The organism is Mesorhizobium sp. LjRoot246, from assembly GCF_964254115.1.
Lineage (GTDB): Bacteria > Pseudomonadota > Alphaproteobacteria > Rhizobiales > Rhizobiaceae > Mesorhizobium.
In genome coordinates, this window is record NZ_CAXUSN020000001.1 from 362290 (window position 1) to 379240 (window position 16951).

Sequence of the window (16951 nt, forward strand, 5' to 3'; positions counted from 1 at the left end):
AGGAACCATCGTCCATCTCGCCCATTTCAGTATCGAATGGATGAGGCAGGATGATGGTAACCACAGGCCTTCAGCGTGAGGCGAAGATGCCGGGCCGGCGTGTTTCCGTACCACGCGTCGAGCCGATGCCGGACGAGGCCGATGCCGGCTCGATCACGGAATTGCGCGAGGTCGCGAAAGTTTGCCGCCGCTGCTCGCTTTGGCGCAATGCAACACAGACCGTGTTCGGCGAAGGGCCTGACGGCGCCAAGGTGATCTTCGTCGGCGAACAGCCCGGCGATCAGGAGGATCTCGCCGGCAAACCTTTTGTCGGCCCGGCCGGCAGGGTGTTCGATGCGATCCTTGATGACGCCGGTGTCGATCGTCAAAAAGTCTACGTCACCAACGCGGTCAAGCATTTCAAGTTCGAGCCACGCGGCAAGCGTCGTATTCATTCCAAGCCGAATGCCGGCGAGATTCAGGCCTGCCGCTGGTGGATCGATCGGGAATTCGAGCTGATCAAGCCTAAACTTGCCGTCGCACTTGGCGCAACGGCTGCGGTGTCGCTGCTTGGCAGAGTAGTCCCGGTGATGAAAATGCGGGGACAGGTGATCGAGCGCGAGGACGGCTTGCGGGTCTTTGTCACCATCCATCCCTCTCTCATCCTGCGCATCCGCGAGCCTGCGGACAAGGAGGCCGAACGCGAACGGTTCCTGCAGGATATGAAACAGGTGAAGCGGCTAATGGCTGCTTGAGCTACCTGATCAGGATTGCCCTCAAATCGTTGACATTCGTGCCCGTCGGACCGGGGACGAACAGATCGCCAATCGCGTTGAAGGCTGTCCAGGCATTGTTGCCGGCAAGCATCGCCTTGGCGTCCACGCCGGCCGCGCGCATGCGCGACACGGTCGAGCCGTCGGCAAAGGCGCCAGCGTTGTCTTCCGAGCCGTCGATGCCATCGGTGTCGGCGGCCAGCGCATGGATGCCGTCGACGCCATTGATGCCGATGGCAAAGGCGAGCAGGAATTCCGAGTTGCGGCCGCCTTTGCCTTTTGCCCGCAACGTCACTGTGGTTTCGCCACCCGACAGGATCAGCACCGGCTTTGAAAATGGCCGGTTGCGCGTCGCCACTTCGCGCGCGATGGCCGCATGCACCCCGCCAACCTCACGCGCCTCGCCTTCGATTGCATCGGAGAGGATGACGGCCTCGACGCCCTGTCGTTTCGCCTCCACAGCCGCCGCTTCGAGCGACACGCCGGCGGAAGCGGTCAAGTGCACCTCGTTGCGCGAAAAGCGCTTGTCATCCGGGTTTGGCGCGTCGGCGGCCGGCGAATTGATATGCGCCATGACCGAGGCCGGCAGTTTCATGCCATAGGCTGATATCGAGGCCAGCGCATCTGCGCGGCTGCCAGTGTCCGGCACAGTCGGGCCGGAGGCAACCAGTGCCGGATTGTCGCCAGGAATATCGGAGACGACCAGCGACACCACCCTGGCCGGCCACGCGGCCGCTGCCAGCCTGCCGCCCTTGATGGTGGAAAGGTGCTTGCGGATGGTGTTCATCGCCGCGATCGGCGCGCCGGAGGCAAGCAGCGCCTCGTTGACCGCGATCTCGTCGACCAGCGTCAGGCTGCCGGCCGGCGACGGCAAAAGCGCCGAGCCACCGCCCGAAATCAGCGCCACCACCAGATCATCCGCTGTCAGCCCCTGGATCTTGGCGAGCAGCCGGCGCGAAGCTTCAAGACCGGCGGCGTCCGGCACCGGATGCGCCGCCTCGATGATCTCGATGCGCTCGCATTTGGCGCCATAGCCGTAGCGGGTGACGACCAGCCCTTCGATCGGACCGTCCCACACCTTCTCGAACGCCGCCGCCATCTGCGCCGAGCCTTTTCCGGCGCCGATGACGACGGTGCGGCCCTTGGGCTTGGCCGGCAGATGATCCCGGATGGTGCGTTCCGGATCGGCGGCGGCGACGGCGGCATTGAAGATCGAGGTGAGGAAGGTTTTGGGATCGAGCGCTGTCATTCGGCTTCCCGAGACAGTACCAGCCCGCGCTTCTCGATGCCCAGATGATCGCACAGCGCGTCGACGACTACGCCATGATCCTCGCGCTCCGGCAGTCCGGAAACAGCAATCACACCGATGACGCCAGCGCCCTTGACCGTCACTGGAAACCCGCCGCCGGCCAGCACGTAGTCTGATATATCCAGCCCTTCGCCAACCTTGAAGGTGCGGTCCGGACGCTGCTGCTCAAGCACCATGCGGTAGGTGCTCCTAAGGAACCGCCTGACGACATTGATCTTGCGCCGCGCCCAATCGGGATTGGAAGCGTTCGAACCAGGCATCGCGGCATAGAACAGAGGCCGGTCGAAGGTCCTGATGTCGACAATGATTGGCAGGTTTCCAGCCAAGGCCCGGTCGCGGATCGCCGAGCCTATTGTGAAAGCAACAGCCTCGTCGAAGGCAGCGAAGACGAGAACTTCTTCCTGTCTCCTGATCAGAGCGATGTCGTCAGCAACGGCCATTTTCTCTCTCCGAAATCGTCACACGTCGTTTGTACGACAAGCTCCGCCCGGTCAAGCTCCCGTCGCCGCAGCCCCCTCATCCGGCCGCTACGCGGCCACCTTCTCCCCGAGGGGAGAAGAGACGAGCACGGGCCTCGGCTTCCTCCTCTCCCCTCGGGGAGAGGTCGGATTGCCCCGAATTGCGCTTCGCAATTCGGTTGGCAATCCGGGTGAGGGGGTCTTACCCCGCGATCATATCGCTCTTTGCCGACCGGCCTGCGACATAGACCTCGCGGACAGCGCGGTCGTCGCCCAGCGTCTGCAGGAGAAACAGTTCCTGCGCCAGCGTTTCGACCGTTTCCATCCTGAGCCGCATCGCCGGTGTCGCCCTGGCATCCAGCACGACGATGTCGGCATCGCTGTCCTGATCCAGCGTGCCGATCTTTTCCGCCACCGACAGTGCCTCGGCATTGCCGCGCGTGATCTGCCAGAAGGACTGGAACGGGTTCAGCTTCTCGCCGTTCAGCGCGATCACCTTATAGCCCTCGTCCATGGTGCGCAGCATCGAATAGTTGGTGCCGCCGCCGACATCGGTGGCGGCGGCGATGCGGAGCGGCTTGTCGCGGCGGCGGAAGCGCTGGTAATCGAACAGGCCGGAGCCGAGGAACAGGTTCGAGGTCGGGCAGAACACCGCCACCGAGCCCGAGTCCGAAAGCGCATCCGCTTCGCGCTCCGATAGATGGATGCAGTGGCCGAACAGGCTCTTTTTCCCCAGCAGCCCATAATGCTCGTAGACGTCGGTGTAGTCGCGCGACCACGGATAGAGCTTCTGCGTGAAAGCGATCTCGGCGTGGTTTTCCGACAGATGGGTCTGCATGTGCAGGTCGGGATGTTCGCGGCAGAGCGCGCCAGCCATTTCCATCTGCTCAGGCGACGAGGTGATGGCGAAGCGCGGCGTGATGGCATAGAGCTGCCGCCCCTTGCCATGCCACTCGGCGATCAGCGCCTTCGTGTCGTCGTAACCGGATTGCGGTGTGTCGAGCACGCCGTCGGGCGCATTGCGGTCCATCATCACCTTGCCGGCGATGTTGAGCATGTTGCGGTCGTGCGATTCGGCGAAGAAGGCTTCGGCCGACGCCTTGTGCACCGAGCAGTAGGCGGCAACCGTCGTGGTGCCGTGACGCACCACCTCGTCCAGGAACAGCCGCGCGATGCGGCGACCATGCTGGGCGTTGGCGAACTTCGTCTCTTCCGGGAAAGTATAGGTGTTGAGCCAATCGAGCAGTTCGGCGCCGTAGGAAGCGATGACCTGCATCTGCGGGAAATGCGCATGGGCATCGATGAAGCCCGGCAGCAGCAGATGCGGCCGGTGGTCGATTCTTTTCGCGGCCTCGCTGGCTTGCTTTTCAACATTGGCATAGGCGCCCGCGGCGACGATCCGGCCATCGCGGATCAGCAGGCCGCCATCCTCCTCGTAACGCCAGGCGGAATGGTCGTCGATGGTTTGCGGCCAGCGCACGAAGGACAGCGTACGGCCGCGCAGAAGTGTCGAGTTCATGCTATTTCCCCGCGCCTTCGAACCAGGCCACCAGCAGTGCCCGTTCCTTGTCGGTGATCTGGCTGACGTTGGCGGGCGGCATGGCGTGGCTGCGGCCGGCCTGCAGATAGATCTCGCGGGCGTGGTTGGCGATGTCGGCGTCGGTGTCGAGCATGACGCCCTTGGGCGCATGATAGATGCCTTCATAGACCGGCTCCGCCGCATGGCACATCGAGCAGCGGCCGAGCACGGTGTCGCGCACCGCCGGAAAATGCGCTGAAGCGACATAGATTTGCGCCGACGCGGATTCCTTGGGTTCGCCGGTCATCACCTTCGGCGCGGTCGAAAGCCAGATGATGATGATGAACAGGACAAGCGCTGCCATCCAGGTCCAGGTCGGGTTGCCCTTGCGGGCATGGACCGAGTTGAAATAGTGCCGGATCAGCACGCCGATGATGAACACCAACGAGGCGATGACCCAGTTGAACTGCGTGCCGAACGCCAGCGGATAGTGGTTCGACAGCATCAGGAACAGCACCGGCAGCGTCAGGTAGTTGTTGTGGAGCGAACGCTGCTTGGCGATCTTGCCGTATTTCGGGTCGGGCTTGCGGCCGGCGATGAGGTCGGCGACGACGATCTTCTGGTTGGGGATGATGACCATGAAGACATTGGCCGACATGATCGTCGCGGTGATGGCGCCCAGATGCAGGAAGGCGGCGCGCCCGGTGAACAGATGGGTCAGCCCCCAGGCGATGAAGACCAGCACGCAATAAAGCACCAGCATCAGCCCGGTGTCGCTTTTTCCCAGCGGCGATCGGCACAGGAGATCATAAACCACCCAGCCGACGCCGATCGTTGCCAGCGACAGCAGGATGCCGACCGGGACGGACATCGGCAGCACGTTCGGATCGATCAGGAACAGATCGGCTCCGGCGTAATAGACGACGCACAGCATGGCGAAGCCGGACAGCCAGGTGGCATAGGATTCCCATTTGAACCAGGTCAGGTGCTCGGGCATCTCGGCCGGCGCCACCAGATATTTCTGGATGTGGTAGAAACCGCCGCCATGCACCTGCCATTCCTCGCCGAAGGCGCCGACAGGCATGCCCGGGCGCTGGCGCAGGCCGAGGTCGAGCGCGACGAAGTAGAAGGACGAGCCGATCCAGGCGATGCCGGTGACGACATGGAGCCAGCGCACGGCAAAGCTCAGCCAGTCCCAGAAAATCGCGAAATCCATCATTGAAGTCGTCCCTGCCGATCAGGTGACTTTACGGGCTGGAGCGCAAACGGAAAGGGGCGAGGTGCGCGATGACTTTCAAAAAAAAATGGAAAATACTAGGGTCGTTGCATGCAGCAGGATGAGAGCCGCCCGAAGGCGGCCTCAGGAAAGCCACGAAACCGCATGGCCTATCTCGACAACATCGCCGTCTTCGTTCGCGTCGTCGAGCTTGGCAATCTGTCGGCGGCCGGGCGTGACATGCGCATTTCGCCGGCGGTCGCCTCCAACCGCATCAAGGAGCTGGAGAAGCATCTTGGCGTGCGGCTGTTCAATCGCACCACACGGCAATTGATGCCGACCGAGCACGGCACGGTTTTTTACGGAGGCGCCAAGCAGGTGCTGGAGGCGATCACCGAGGCGGAAGCGGCCGTCTCCGCACTGTCCGGCCAGCCGCGCGGCACCATCCGCGTGACCGCGCCACTTGGCCTCGGCCGCCGGCTGGTCGCCTCGGGCATTCCCGATTTCCATGACAAATATCCCGATATCGAGGTGCGGCTGAGGCTCTCGGACCACAATGTCGACATCATGAAGGAAGGCATCGACGTCGCGTTCCGGCTCGGCATCATCGAGGATTCCAGCCTCAGGATGCGCGGCATCATGGAATGCGAGCGCGTGCTGGTGGCGGCGCCGAAATATCTGGAGGCGCGCGGCGAGCCAATCGAGCCGCAGGAGTTGATCGGCAAGAAGCACGACTGCCTGATGCTGCGCTATTCCGGCGCGCGCGAATATGTGTGGACGCTGCAGACCCCCACAGGCCCGCAGAAATTCGAAGTGCACGGGCCATATGACACCGACGATGGCGACGTGCTAACCGGCTGGGCACTGTCGGGGCGCGGCATCATCAACAAGCCGCGCTTCGAGGTCGAGCCGTTCATCCGCGACCAGCGGCTGAAAGTGATCCTGAGCAGTACGCCGCCAACGCCGGTGCAGTTCGCCGCCGTCTATCCGCACAAGAAGCTGCAGGATCCAAAAGTGCGGCTGCTGCTCGACTTCATGGCCGAGCGCTGCCAGCGGCTGATCAACGATCTGCTTGCTGGAAAATAGGGACTGGCCGGCAAGTGCGGACCCGTTGGTCTATCCGCCGGGCTTGCCTTGCGCGCTGGCGAACTTAGGTTGGTGCAATGCATCTCGCCATTTCGCTCAACATAGCTGCCACCAACGGACAGCCCGCTCTGGATTTCGGCCAGATCACGAATTTTGTGCGGAAGGCAGAGGCGGCCGGCATTGAGATGGTCGTGATTTCAGACTCCGTGGATGAGCTGTCGAGCAGCCCGTTCGAAGCGACAACGCTACTGGCGGCCCTGGCAACCGTCACCGATAAGATCGGGCTCGTGGCGAGTGCCTCGACGCTCGCGCATCAGCCCTACAATCTAGCAAGGCGTTTTGCTTCGCTCGACATCATCAGCCACGGCCGCATCGGCTGGAACGCGACGATGAGGCAGAACCCGCGCGAAGCAGCGAATCTCAGCCGACCCGAAGGTTTCACTGACGATGATTTTCTGCGTCGCGCCAAGGAATTCATCAATATTGTACGGGTATTGTGGGTCGGCTGGGAACACGATGCGCTGTTGTTCGACAAGGCCGGCGGCCGCTTCCACGACCCTGCGAAGATGCACCCACTGAATCACAACGGGGAATTCTTCTCGGTATACGGGCCACTCAACGTCGCCCGTTCGCCGCAGGATAGGCCGATACTTCTGTTATCGGACCTAGAGGAAGATGATTTCGATTTCGCCAGCCGCCGCGCCGATTTGGTGCTGTTGAACAAGTGTGAGCCGTTGGAGGCCAAAACGGCATGCGACGAGCTCAAACGCAAGGCGCGCGAGGCAGGGCGCGACTCGCTGTCAATAAAGGTGCTGACGTTCGCGGATACGGGGCAAGAACTCGATGGCGGCAGTCTGGAAGCCGTATGCCTCTCATCTGGCTGCGACGGCGTCGTTCTGGCTGTGCAGCCCCATCCCGCCGCCTTGGAAGATTTCACCGGGCGCCTGCTGCCACAACTCGCGCACGACCGACTGACGGAGGCACAATCGGGTAAGACACTGCGCGACCGTCTTGGGTTCGGTCAGGATAATAGGCCATGACGCCGCCCCGCCAGATAAAGCTCGGCGCTTTCCTGTGGGCGACCGGTCACCACATCGCCGCCTGGCGCCACCCCAGGGCACATGTGAGGGCCGGCATAGACATCGACCATTACATCCAGCTGGCGCGCACGGCGGAGATGGCAAAATTCGACATGGTGTTCTGCGAGGACGCCGCCGGCCTGCGTGAAGCCAATGTCGGCATCGCCAGCCAGACCTCGCGCTCGATCGGCTTCGAGCCTATCAGCCTGCTGTCGGCGCTCGCCATCCAGACCAGCCGCATCGGCCTCGTCTCGACAGCTTCGACAAGCTACAACGAGCCCTATGGGCTTGCACGAACCTTCCTGTCGCTCGATCATCTGAGCGGCGGTCGCGCCGGCTGGAACCTGGTGACATCAGCCAGCCCCATCGAGGCCGCCAATTTCGGCTCGACAGGCCTCAAGCCCCATGCCGACCGCTATGAGCGGGCGCGCGAATTCGCCGAGGTGGTAACCGGCCTGTGGCACGGCAAGGCTTCCGGTCACGATGGCCAAAGCTTTTCAGTTCGCGACCCGCTCGACCTGCCGCGTTCGCCGCAGGGCGCCCCGGTCATGGTTCAGGCCGGCGCCTCGGATGTCGGCCGCGACCTTGCCGCACGCACCGCCGACGTGGTGTTCACGGCGGCGCAGACCTTCGAGGAGGCGAAGGCCTTCTACGACGATCTCAAGGGTCGCGTGGCAGCCTATGAGCGCGAGCCCGACGATATCAAGATCATGCCGGGCGTCGCGCCGGTGGTGGCGGAAACCGAGGCGGAAGCCCGCGAAAAATATCAGGAATTGCAGGAGCTGATCCCCGACGATGTCGGCGTTGCGCTGCTGTCCAGCTATCTCAGCATCTCCGACCTGTGGCGCCATCCGATCGATGGGCCGCTGCCGGAACTGCCGGAGAGCGAGGGGATGAAGAGCCGGCAAGCGCTGGTCATCGAACAGTCCCGCCGCGACAATCTTTCCATCCGGCAGCTTGCGCGGCATTTCGCCGGCGCGCGTGGCCATTGGCGCATCGTCGGAACAGCGGCCCAAATCGCCGACGAACTGCAGGCGCGGTTCGAGGGCGGTGCGGCCGACGGCTTCAACGTCATGCCCTCTTATTTCCCCGGCGAACTCGATGCCTTTGCGACGCTTGTCGTGCCGGAGCTGCAGCGGCGCGGCCTGTTCCGCAAGGAATACGAGGGCCGCACACTGCGCGACCATCTGGGTCTGAAAAGACCGGTTTAGCTGCGACGCAAGCTTAGCCCGCCAGCACCTTGTCATGCAGAGCGTTGTGCTCTGCATTTGACGTGACGGTGTGGACGACCAGCGCCGTCATGATCTCGGCGGCGGCCAGCGCCGCAATGACTTGCGGGCGCTTGTCCTTGACGGTGTCGCCGCCGATGGGCGAGACGAGGCGGGCAAATTCGGCTTGGCTGCCGTCCGCCGATTTCAGGAACCAGTTCCTGAATGTCGCTTTCTTGGTCTTCGAACCGATCATGCCGACATAGGCGGTGTCGTCGCGCTTCAGCGCTTCAGCGACGATCAGGAAATCCAGCGCATGGTCATGGGTGAGGATGGCGAAGGCGGTGCCGGCCGGAGCATCGCGCACCATCGCTTCCGGCATTGCTGTCAGCCGGGTCTCGACGGTTTCGGGCATGCCTTCCAGTGCTTCGGCCCGTGTCTCGATGACGACACCATGCACGGGAAGGAGCGCGATCGTCGACGCCAGCGCCTGGCCGACATGGCCGCCGCCGAAGATATAGACATACGGCAGGTGTGCCTCCTCGACTTCCGCAGCCGCGATCAGTTCGGCGGCGAGCGCGGCGTCAACGAGGCGGATCAACACTTCGACGCGCCCGCCGCAGCATTGGCCGATCTCCGGCCCGAGCGGGACGTCGAGGGTGGCGCAGACTTCGTCAACCTTGACGCGGGCTTCTTCACCCTCCCCCTTGTGGGGAGGGTCGGACGACGAAGTCGTCCGGGGTGGGGGCTGTGGGAACGCCGCTCCCCCACCCCGGTCCGCCGACGCCGCTTCGCGGCGTCCGCTCACCGACCCTCCCCACAAGGGGGAGGGTGAAGAACCCAGCATCTGCCGGGCCTTGTCGATGGCCATATATTCGAGCTGGCCGCCGCCGATCGTGCCAAAGATCGCCGATGCCGAGACGAGCATGAAAGCGCCCTTCTCGCGTGGCGTCGAGCCTTTGGTGCCGGCTACTTCGACCAGGGTAACCCGGCCGACGCTGGCGAGAAAGGCTTTCAGACTTTGCACTTTCGAGTTCATGGTTCACGTTCCCGAATGGGAATATATAGGTTTTTCGGCCCGGATTGCACGTTTGCCGGATTCAGGTGCCGGCTTGCGCCTCTTTCTTCAGCCGCTCGATCGTCATCAGAACCCGCTCCGGGGTCGCCGGAGCATCAAGGCGCGGGCAGATCTTGTGATCGGTAATGCTTGCCACCGCATCGGACAGGGCGTGCAGCACGGACATGCCGAGCGGGAACGGCGGCTCGCCGACCGCCTTGGAGCGGTGGATCGTCGGCTCACCGGCTTCCGGCCAATCGGCCAGGGTGACGTTGAAGATTTTCGGCCGGTCGGAGGCGAGCGGGATCTTGTAGGTCGAAGGCGCGTGCGTGCGCAGCCGACCCTTGTCGTCCCACCACAATTCTTCCGTCGTCAGCCAGCCCATGCCCTGGATGAAGCCGCCTTCGATCTGGCCGATGTCGATTGCCCGGTTCAGAGAGTGGCCGCAGTCATGGAGAATATCGGTGCGCTCGACCATGTATTCACCGGTCAGCGTGTCAACCGAGACTTCCGAGCACGAGGCGCCATAGGCGAAGTAGTAGAAGGGGCGACCTTCGCCCTTGTCGCGGTTCCAGTGGATTTTCGGGGTCCTGTAGAAACCCGCCGCCGACAACTGGATGCGAGCCATATAGGCCTGCTTGACGAGGTCGGCGAAAGCGATCTCCTGATTGCCGATGCGCACCCGGTTGGGCAGGAACAGCACCTGATCACGCGGCACTTGATATTTTTCGGCGGCGAAATCGATCAGCCGATCCTTGATCTGGCGGGCGCCGTTCTGCGCCGCCATGCCGTTGAGGTCGGAACCGGACGACGCTGCCGTGGCCGAGGTGTTCGGCACCTTGCCGGTCGTGGTCGCGGTGATCTTCACCTGGTCGAGGTCGATCTGGAATTCTTCCGCCACCACCTGCGCCACCTTGACGTAGAGGCCCTGCCCCATCTCGGTGCCGCCATGGTTCAGATGCACGGAACCGTCGGTGTAGACATGCACCAGCGCACCGGCCTGATTGTAGTGCGTGGCGGTGAACGAGATGCCGAACTTGACCGGCGTCAGCGCCAGGCCGCGCTTGATGAAACGGCTGTTGGCATTGAAGGCCAATATCTCACGCCGGCGCCGCGCATAGCTGGCGCTTTGCTCCAACTCGGCGACAATGCGCTGGATGATGTTGTCCTCGACCGTCTGGTGGTAGGGCGTGATATTGCGATCCGAGGTGCCGTAAAAATTCTTCTTGCGGATTTCGAGCGGATCCTTGCCAACGGCAAAGGCCACCTCATCGATGACGCGTTCGGCGCCGACCATGCCTTGCGGGCCGCCGAAACCACGAAAGGCGGTGTTCGAAACGGTGTTGGTGTAGAGCGGCGCCGACTGGGCGTGCACCGCCGGCCAGAAATAGGTGTTGTCGCAGTGGAACAGCGCACGATCCGTCACCGGGCCGGAAAGATCCGACGAGAAACCGCAGCGCGCCGCGAACATGAAATCGACGCCGAGGATGTTGCCGTCATCGTCGAAGCCGACTTCATAGTCGACCAGGAAATCATGACGCTTGCCGGTGGCGATCATGTCGTCATCACGGTCGGGGCGGATCTTCACGGCGCGATGGTGTTTCTTCGCGGCGATCGCGGCCAATGCCGCAAATTGATTGCCCTGCGTTTCCTTGCCGCCGAAACCGCCGCCCATGCGGCGGATTTCCACCGTGATGGCATTGCTCGGCACGCCGAGCGCATGGCTGACCATATGCTGGACTTCGCTCGGATGCTGGGTCGAGGAATAAATGGTGACGTCCTGGTCTTCGCCCGGAATGGCCATGGCGATATGGCCTTCGAGGTAGAAATGCTCCTGGCCGCCGACGCGCATTTTTCCTTTCAGCCGGCGCGGCGCCTGACGGATGGCGGCAGCGGCGTCGCCACGCTTCAGCGTAAGAGGCGGCGTGACGAGCTTGTCCTTCTTCGGGTCAAGCGCGCCGATGTCGGTAACGAAAGGTAATTCCTTGTATTCGACCTTGGCCAATCTTGTGGCGCGGCGCGCCTGCTCGCGGGTCTCGGCAATGACGCAGAAGATCGGCTGGCCGTAGAATTGCACCTTGCCATCAGCCAGCACCGGCTCGTCGTGGCGGCCGGTCGGCGAAATGTCGTTCTCACCCGGCACATCCTTGGCCGTCAGCACGTCGACGACACCGGGCGCTGTACGCACCGCCGAGAGATCCATGCTGGTGATGGTGGCATGGGTGGCACTGGAAAGCCCGAGGCAGCCATGCAGCGTGCCTGATGGTTCCGGCATGTCGTCGATATAGACAGCGGTGCCGCTGACATGCTTGTGGGCGGAATCATGCCGCTGATCGGTGGCGACGCCGCCGGCGATCTTTTCAGCCTTGAAGTTGGGCGCAGCGTGCTTGTTCATCATGCCGCCTCGTGCCTTGAAACCTGAATCGGCTCGCTGGTGCCGCTGGTCTCGGCGAAGAAGCGCAGCAAGAGATTGCGCGCCGCCAGGGCACGATACTCGGCCGAGGCCCGCATGTCGGTGAGCGGGGTGAAATCCTTGGCATATTCGGCCATCGCCGCTTCGACCGTCTGTTCGGTCCACGGCTTGCCGAGCAACGCTTTTTCGACGGAAGACGCCCGCTTCGGCGTCGCCGCCATGCCGCCATAGGCGATGCGCACATCCGCCACCGTGCCATCCCCAGCCAGCGTCAGGAAGAAGGCGCCGAGGGCTGCGGTAATGTCTTCATCGCGGCGCTTGGTGATCTTGTGGACGGCGAATTTTGTGTCCTTGGCGGGAACAGGAACGTGCACGGCCTCGACGAATTCGCCTGGCTGCCGATCCTGTTTGCCGTAGGCGATGAAGAAGGTTTCCAGCGGGATGGTCCGCCGGTTGTTGCCCTTGCGCAGGATGAGGCGTGCACCAAGCGCGATCAAGGGCGGCGGCGTATCGCCGATCGGCGAACCGTTGGCGATGTTGCCGCCGATGGTGCCCATGTTGCGCACCTGTTCGCCGCCGATCCGGTCGAACAACGGCCCTAGCGTCGGGATGCGTTCGGCCAACGTCGAGAACGCCTCGGTGTAGGTGACGCCAGCGCCGATGGTGATGACGCCCTTTTCTTCGGAGATGGTGCAGAGCCCGTCGAGATTGCCGATGAAAATGGCCGGCGAAATATCGCGCATGTGCTTGGTCACCCACAGGCCGACATCGGTCGAGCCGGCGACGATGGTGGCGCTCGGCTCCTTGTTCAGCACGGCGGCGAAATCGTCGACGTTGGCCGGCACGACCAGCCGCGTCTTGGCCGAACCGATCTCGACCCGAGCGCCGTCACGCATGGCTTCCAGCCTCGCGGTGATCGCCTTGCGCTCCGCCGCCAACGGATCCTTCGCCGCTTTGCCGTAGCTGGAGACGGCGCGCGCGGCGCGTATGATCGCCTCGTAGCCGGTGCAACGGCAGAGATTGCCTTGCAGTGCCTTTTCGATGGCCGCGTTAGACGGGTCGGGTGATTTCATCCACAAGCCATAGAGCGACATGACGAAGCCCGGCGTGCAGAAGCCACATTGCGAACCGTGGAAATCGACCATCGCCTGCTGCACCGGGTGCAACTGGCCGGGCGTGCCGCGCAGATGCTCGACGGTCACGACATGGGTGCCGTCCAGCGAGCCGAGGAAGCGGATGCAGGCATTGACGCTTTCATAGACCAGGCCGCCGCCCGCCGAGAGCTTGCCGACCAGCACGGTGCAGGCGCCGCAATCGCCCTCGGCGCAACCTTCCTTGGTGCCGCGCAGCGAACGGTCGAGCCGCAGCCAGTCAAGCAAGGTCGCATCCGGCGCCACCGACGAAAGCACGACGTCCCTGCCATTGAGGATGAAGCGGATCTCGTTGCGGATATTGATCTTGGCCATGCCTCAGCTCCCCCTGTAGGTCGAATAGCCGTAGGGCGAGACCAGCAGCGGTACATGGTAATGCACCGGTTCGGCCATGCCGAAACGGATCGGTATCACGTCGAGAAAGGCGGGCTTCGGCAGGCTCAACCCCTGCTGGCGCAAATAGTCGCCCGCGGCGAAGAGCAGCTCGTATTCGCCGGTGCGGAATTCCGCATCGGCGAGCAGCGGCTTATCGCAACGGCCGTCGGCATTGGTGACAACGGTCTTCAGATGCGTCCGTGCCTTGCCCTCGAGATGATAGAGCGCGATCGACAGTCCCGCCGCCGGCTTGCCGGTCGCCGTGTCGAGGACATGGGTCGTCAGGCGCCCGCCATCGGCTTTCGACGTTTCTGCCATTGACCGCCTCCCATTTCCGCTACGGGCGAATTTGGCCCGGTACGATCAAATATCAACAGTGAATTGTGCGCCAATTAAAGGCGATGCATAAGTCCCGGTCGAGCGGAGTGCGACAAAAACACTTTCAAAAATTTTCGGGGGAATGCGCAGGCAGCCCTTTCGATATTCTGATCATACTTCGGGCCATGCCCAGCGGGAGGGACGATGCGTTACATCAGAGACATGCGGGGCTACGGAGCCAATCCGCCGGACCCGAAATGGCCTGGCGGTGCGCATGTCGCCGTGCAGTTCGTCGTCAATTACGAGGAAGGCGGCGAGAACTGCGTGCTGCATGGCGACAAGGCCTCGGAAGCCTTCCTGTCGGAAATCGTCGGAGCGGCACCCTGGTTGGGCCAGCGCCACTGGAACATGGAATCCATCTACGAATATGGGGCTCGGGCCGGCTTCTGGCGGCTGCTTCGGCTATTCACCGAGGCTGAGGTGCCGATCACCTGCTACGGCGTGGCCACCGCGCTCGCCCGTTCGCCCGACCAGGTCGCGGCAATGCAGGAAGCCGGCTGGGAGATCGCTTCGCACGGGCTGAGATGGATCGACTACCGCGACCACAGCGCCGAGGACGAGCGCCGCGACCTCGAAGCCGCGATCAAATTGCATTACGAGGTGACGGGGACACGTCCCACCGGCTGGTACACGGGCCGCACGTCGGTCAACACGGTGCGGATCGTGGCGGAAGAAGGCGGCTTCGACTACGTGTCGGACACTTATGACGACGAACTGCCCTACTGGTTCGAGCATGAGGGCGGCACACAACTCATCATCCCCTATACGCTCGACGCCAACGACATGCGGTTCGCCACGCCGCAAGGGTTCAATTCGGGCGACCAGTTCTTCGCCTATTTGAAGGACAGTTTCGACACGCTCTATGCCGAGGGCCAGGCGGGGCGGCCGCGCATGATGAACATTGGCCTGCATTGCCGCCTCGTCGGGCGGCCGGGCCGGGTGGCGGCGCTAAAGCGGTTCGTCGACTATGTGAAGTCGCACGACAAGGTCTGGCTGGCGCGGCGCATCGACATCGCCCGGCACTGGCAGGAAAACCATCCTTACAAGCCGGCGGCGCTCAGACCATCCAGGATGGAATTCGAGACCTTCGTCCACAGTTTCGGCGGCGTGTTCGAGCATTCGCCCTGGATCGCCGAACGCGCCTATGAGCTGGAACTGGGTCCGGCACACGATACGGCAGGCGGCCTGCACAATGCGCTCTGCCGCATCTTCCGCTCCGCCGGCGAGACCGAGCGGCTCGGCGTGCTCAACGCCCATCCCGACCTTGCCGGCAAATTGGCCAAGGCCAAGCGGCTGACGGCGGAATCGACCAGGGAACAGGCCTCGGCCGGCCTCGACGCGCTGACCGACAAGGAGCGCGAACTGTTTTCTAAGCTTAACGCCGCCTACGTCACCACCTTCGGCTTCCCGTTCATCATCGCGGTGAAGGGCAAGACCAGGCAAGAAATTCTCGCCGAATTCGAAGCACGCATCGGCAACAGCCGCGGCGTCGAGTTCGAGACTGCCTGCAGACAGGTCGAGCGCATCGCGCTGCTCCGCCTCAAGGACATGCTTCCGCAATAGGTTTGAACCCATGGATACGATCAGGATGCCCGAGCGAACCTATTATGCTCCACATGGCGGCCATTCCGGCCAGAACGAGCTTCTGACCGGCCGCGCCGTCTTCACCGAGGCCTATGCCGTCATCCCCAGGGGGGTGATGCAGGACATCGTCACCAGCGCTCTGCCGTTCTGGGACAAGACGCGCGTCTGGATATTGTCGCGACCGCTGTCCGGTTTTGCCGAGACGTTTTCGCAGTACATTGTCGAGGTTGCACCCGGCGGCGGCAGCGAGCGGCCGGAACCCGATGCCGACGCCGAAGGCGCGCTGTTCGTGGTCGAGGGCGAACTGACGGTTCTGCTTGCCGGCAAGAAGCATGTCTTACGGCCCGGTGGCTTTGCCTTCCTGCCGCCGGCCAGCGGTTGGACGGTTCGCAACGAGCACAGGGCCGACGTGCGCTTCCACTGGATTCGCAAGGCTTATGAGGCGGTCGAAGGTCTCGATGTGCCGGAAGCTTTCTTCACCAACGAACAGGAGATCGCGCCGACGCCGATGCAAGGCACCGAGGGCCGCTGGGCGACGACGCGTTTCGTCGATCCGGCCGATCTGCGCCACGACATGCATATGACCATCGTCACGCTGGAGCCGGGCGCGGTCATTCCCTTCGCCGAGACCCATGTCATGGAGCACGGGCTCTACGTGCTGGAAGGCAAGGCGGTCTATCGCCTCAACCAGGACTGGGTCGAGGTCGAGGCTGGCGACTATATGTGGCTGCGCGCCTTCTGCCCGCAGGCCTGCTATGCAGGCGGCCCGGGCAAATTCCGCTATCTGCTCTACAAGGACGTCAACCGGCACGCCAAGCTCGGCGGCGCCGGCATCGCAAAGCGCGCGCCATGATCCGTATCGTCGCGCGCCCGCTGACCCGCGAGAGCTTCGCCGCTTTCGGCGACGTCATCGACATGGGCGGCGACAACCACTACCCGATCAATGGCGGCAAGGCCGAGCGCTACCACGATCTCGCAACCGCCGAGGCGGCCGGGCCGAACGCCCGCGTGCTGATCTCGATGGTGCGCGGCACGCCTTACGAACTGCCGTTGAAACTGAGCATGGTCGAGCGCCACCCGCTGGGCAGCCAGGCCTTCATCCCGCTGTCGCCGCGCCCCTTCCTGGTCGTCGTCTGTCATGACGGTGAGCAAGGGCCTGATGAGCCGCATGCCTTCATCACCGCCCCCGGACAAGGCATCAACTATTCCCGCAATCTCTGGCATGGCGTGCTGACGCCGCTCGGCGAGCCTCAGGATTTCCTGATCGTCGACCGTGGTGGCGACGGTTCCAACCTCGAGGAATTCCATTTCTCGCACGCCTACGAGATCCATCTCCCTTGATTTTTTGTGCATGTCGTTACCCCAA

The 16951-nt window shown here is 63.1% G+C and carries 15 protein-coding genes; 7 read left to right on the forward strand and 8 right to left on the reverse strand.

Going from position 1 to position 16951, the window contains the following annotated elements; genetic code table 11:
• Positions 1 to 53: 53 nt before the first annotated feature.
• Complete coding sequence (locus ACSQ3L_RS01660; protein ID WP_436163366.1) at positions 54 to 734, forward strand: UdgX family uracil-DNA binding protein; 681 nt, start codon at positions 54 to 56, stop codon at positions 732 to 734.
• Between the two features lies 1 nt (position 735).
• Here ACSQ3L_RS01660 and ACSQ3L_RS01665 read toward each other — a convergent pair whose 3' ends face one another.
• The 4 genes from ACSQ3L_RS01665 to ACSQ3L_RS01680 all read right to left on the reverse strand — a co-directional run bounded on the left by ACSQ3L_RS01665 (position 736) and on the right by ACSQ3L_RS01680 (position 5257).
• Positions 736 to 2001: a glycerate kinase type-2 family protein gene (locus ACSQ3L_RS01665; RefSeq protein WP_436158349.1), complete on the reverse strand. Its 1266-nt coding sequence runs from the start codon at positions 1999 to 2001 to the stop codon at positions 736 to 738.
• Complete coding sequence (locus tag ACSQ3L_RS01670; RefSeq protein ID WP_436158350.1) at positions 1998 to 2501, reverse strand: heme-degrading domain-containing protein; 504 nt, start codon at positions 2499 to 2501, stop codon at positions 1998 to 2000. The genes ACSQ3L_RS01665 and ACSQ3L_RS01670 overlap by 4 nt, the downstream gene beginning before the upstream one ends.
• Before the next feature lie 220 nt (positions 2502 to 2721).
• Positions 2722 to 4038: a guanine deaminase gene (guaD, locus tag ACSQ3L_RS01675; RefSeq protein WP_436158351.1), complete on the reverse strand. Its 1317-nt coding sequence runs from the start codon at positions 4036 to 4038 to the stop codon at positions 2722 to 2724.
• 1 nt (position 4039) lies between these two features.
• The gene (locus tag ACSQ3L_RS01680) at positions 4040 to 5257 is read right to left on the reverse strand and encodes a urate hydroxylase PuuD (RefSeq protein WP_436158352.1); all 1218 of its coding nucleotides are present in this window, start codon (positions 5255 to 5257) and stop codon (positions 4040 to 4042) included.
• 162 nt (positions 5258 to 5419) lie between these two features.
• Here ACSQ3L_RS01680 and ACSQ3L_RS01685 point away from each other — a divergent pair, with 162 nt between their 5' ends.
• From ACSQ3L_RS01685 to ACSQ3L_RS01695, 3 genes are all read left to right on the forward strand, one after another.
• Positions 5420 to 6340, forward strand: coding sequence for a LysR substrate-binding domain-containing protein (locus ACSQ3L_RS01685; RefSeq protein ID WP_436158353.1), 921 nt, complete (start codon positions 5420 to 5422; stop codon positions 6338 to 6340).
• Between the two features lie 77 nt (positions 6341 to 6417).
• Positions 6418 to 7380 (forward strand): LLM class flavin-dependent oxidoreductase, encoded by a 963-nt coding sequence (locus ACSQ3L_RS01690; protein WP_436158354.1) that lies wholly within the window; start codon positions 6418 to 6420, stop codon positions 7378 to 7380.
• The gene (locus ACSQ3L_RS01695) at positions 7377 to 8630 is read left to right on the forward strand and encodes an LLM class flavin-dependent oxidoreductase (protein ID WP_436158355.1); all 1254 of its coding nucleotides are present in this window, start codon (positions 7377 to 7379) and stop codon (positions 8628 to 8630) included. Before ACSQ3L_RS01690 ends, ACSQ3L_RS01695 begins: the two co-directional genes overlap by 4 nt.
• Positions 8631 to 8643: 13 nt before the next feature.
• Here the strand turns inward: ACSQ3L_RS01695 and xdhC are convergent, their stop codons facing one another.
• From xdhC to uraH, 4 genes are all read right to left on the reverse strand, one after another.
• Complete coding sequence (xdhC, locus tag ACSQ3L_RS01700) at positions 8644 to 9666, reverse strand: xanthine dehydrogenase accessory protein XdhC (protein WP_436158356.1); 1023 nt, start codon at positions 9664 to 9666, stop codon at positions 8644 to 8646.
• A 61-nt stretch (positions 9667 to 9727) separates the two neighbouring features.
• Positions 9728 to 12079, reverse strand: coding sequence for a xanthine dehydrogenase molybdopterin binding subunit (xdhB, locus tag ACSQ3L_RS01705; RefSeq protein WP_436163367.1), 2352 nt, complete (start codon positions 12077 to 12079; stop codon positions 9728 to 9730).
• On the reverse strand, positions 12079 to 13563 hold the full coding sequence (gene xdhA / locus ACSQ3L_RS01710; RefSeq protein ID WP_436158357.1) for a xanthine dehydrogenase small subunit: 1485 nt from the start codon (positions 13561 to 13563) through the stop codon (positions 12079 to 12081). The genes xdhB and xdhA overlap by 1 nt, the downstream gene beginning before the upstream one ends.
• 3 nt (positions 13564 to 13566) lie before the next feature.
• Complete coding sequence (uraH, locus tag ACSQ3L_RS01715) at positions 13567 to 13941, reverse strand: hydroxyisourate hydrolase (RefSeq protein WP_109665587.1); 375 nt, start codon at positions 13939 to 13941, stop codon at positions 13567 to 13569.
• A gap of 204 nt (positions 13942 to 14145) precedes the next feature.
• Here uraH and puuE point away from each other — a divergent pair, with 204 nt between their 5' ends.
• From puuE to ACSQ3L_RS01730, 3 genes are read left to right on the forward strand one after another with little or no spacing between them, the layout of a single operon-like run.
• Positions 14146 to 15564 carry an allantoinase PuuE gene (puuE, locus tag ACSQ3L_RS01720; protein ID WP_436158358.1) on the forward strand — a complete coding sequence of 473 codons (1419 nt, stop codon included), beginning with the start codon at positions 14146 to 14148 and terminating at the stop codon, positions 15562 to 15564.
• Between the two features lie 10 nt (positions 15565 to 15574).
• Positions 15575 to 16438, forward strand: a complete 864-nt coding sequence (locus tag ACSQ3L_RS01725; protein ID WP_436158359.1) for a bifunctional allantoicase/(S)-ureidoglycine aminohydrolase — start codon at positions 15575 to 15577, stop codon at positions 16436 to 16438.
• A complete protein-coding gene (locus ACSQ3L_RS01730) occupies positions 16435 to 16926 on the forward strand; it encodes an ureidoglycolate lyase (RefSeq protein WP_436158360.1) in 492 nt (163 codons plus the stop codon). Before ACSQ3L_RS01725 ends, ACSQ3L_RS01730 begins: the two co-directional genes overlap by 4 nt.
• The last annotated feature ends 25 nt before the right edge of the window (positions 16927 to 16951 follow it).

Bases quoted from the DNA above. Each gene is read 5' to 3' on its own strand.
- ACSQ3L_RS01725 (WP_436158359.1), top strand. From the start codon at position 15,575: ATGGATACGATCAGGATGCCCGAGCGAACCTATTATGCTCCACATGGC.
- puuE (WP_436158358.1), top strand. From the start codon at position 14,146: ATGCGTTACATCAGAGACATGCGGGGCTACGGAGCCAATCCGCCGGAC.
- ACSQ3L_RS01690 (WP_436158354.1), top strand. From the start codon at position 6,418: ATGCATCTCGCCATTTCGCTCAACATAGCTGCCACCAACGGACAGCCC.
- ACSQ3L_RS01730 (WP_436158360.1), top strand. From the start codon at position 16,435: ATGATCCGTATCGTCGCGCGCCCGCTGACCCGCGAGAGCTTCGCCGCT.
- xdhC (WP_436158356.1), bottom strand. From the start codon at position 9,666: ATGAACTCGAAAGTGCAAAGTCTGAAAGCCTTTCTCGCCAGCGTCGGC.
- ACSQ3L_RS01660 (WP_436163366.1), top strand. From the start codon at position 54: ATGGTAACCACAGGCCTTCAGCGTGAGGCGAAGATGCCGGGCCGGCGT.
- xdhA (WP_436158357.1), bottom strand. From the start codon at position 13,563: ATGGCCAAGATCAATATCCGCAACGAGATCCGCTTCATCCTCAATGGC.
- ACSQ3L_RS01665 (WP_436158349.1), bottom strand. From the start codon at position 2,001: ATGACAGCGCTCGATCCCAAAACCTTCCTCACCTCGATCTTCAATGCC.
- guaD (WP_436158351.1), bottom strand. From the start codon at position 4,038: ATGAACTCGACACTTCTGCGCGGCCGTACGCTGTCCTTCGTGCGCTGG.
- uraH (WP_109665587.1), bottom strand. From the start codon at position 13,941: ATGGCAGAAACGTCGAAAGCCGATGGCGGGCGCCTGACGACCCATGTC.
- xdhB (WP_436163367.1), bottom strand. From the start codon at position 12,079: ATGAACAAGCACGCTGCGCCCAACTTCAAGGCTGAAAAGATCGCCGGC.
- ACSQ3L_RS01680 (WP_436158352.1), bottom strand. From the start codon at position 5,257: ATGATGGATTTCGCGATTTTCTGGGACTGGCTGAGCTTTGCCGTGCGC.
- ACSQ3L_RS01695 (WP_436158355.1), top strand. From the start codon at position 7,377: ATGACGCCGCCCCGCCAGATAAAGCTCGGCGCTTTCCTGTGGGCGACC.
- ACSQ3L_RS01670 (WP_436158350.1), bottom strand. From the start codon at position 2,501: ATGGCCGTTGCTGACGACATCGCTCTGATCAGGAGACAGGAAGAAGTT.
- ACSQ3L_RS01685 (WP_436158353.1), top strand. From the start codon at position 5,420: ATGGCCTATCTCGACAACATCGCCGTCTTCGTTCGCGTCGTCGAGCTT.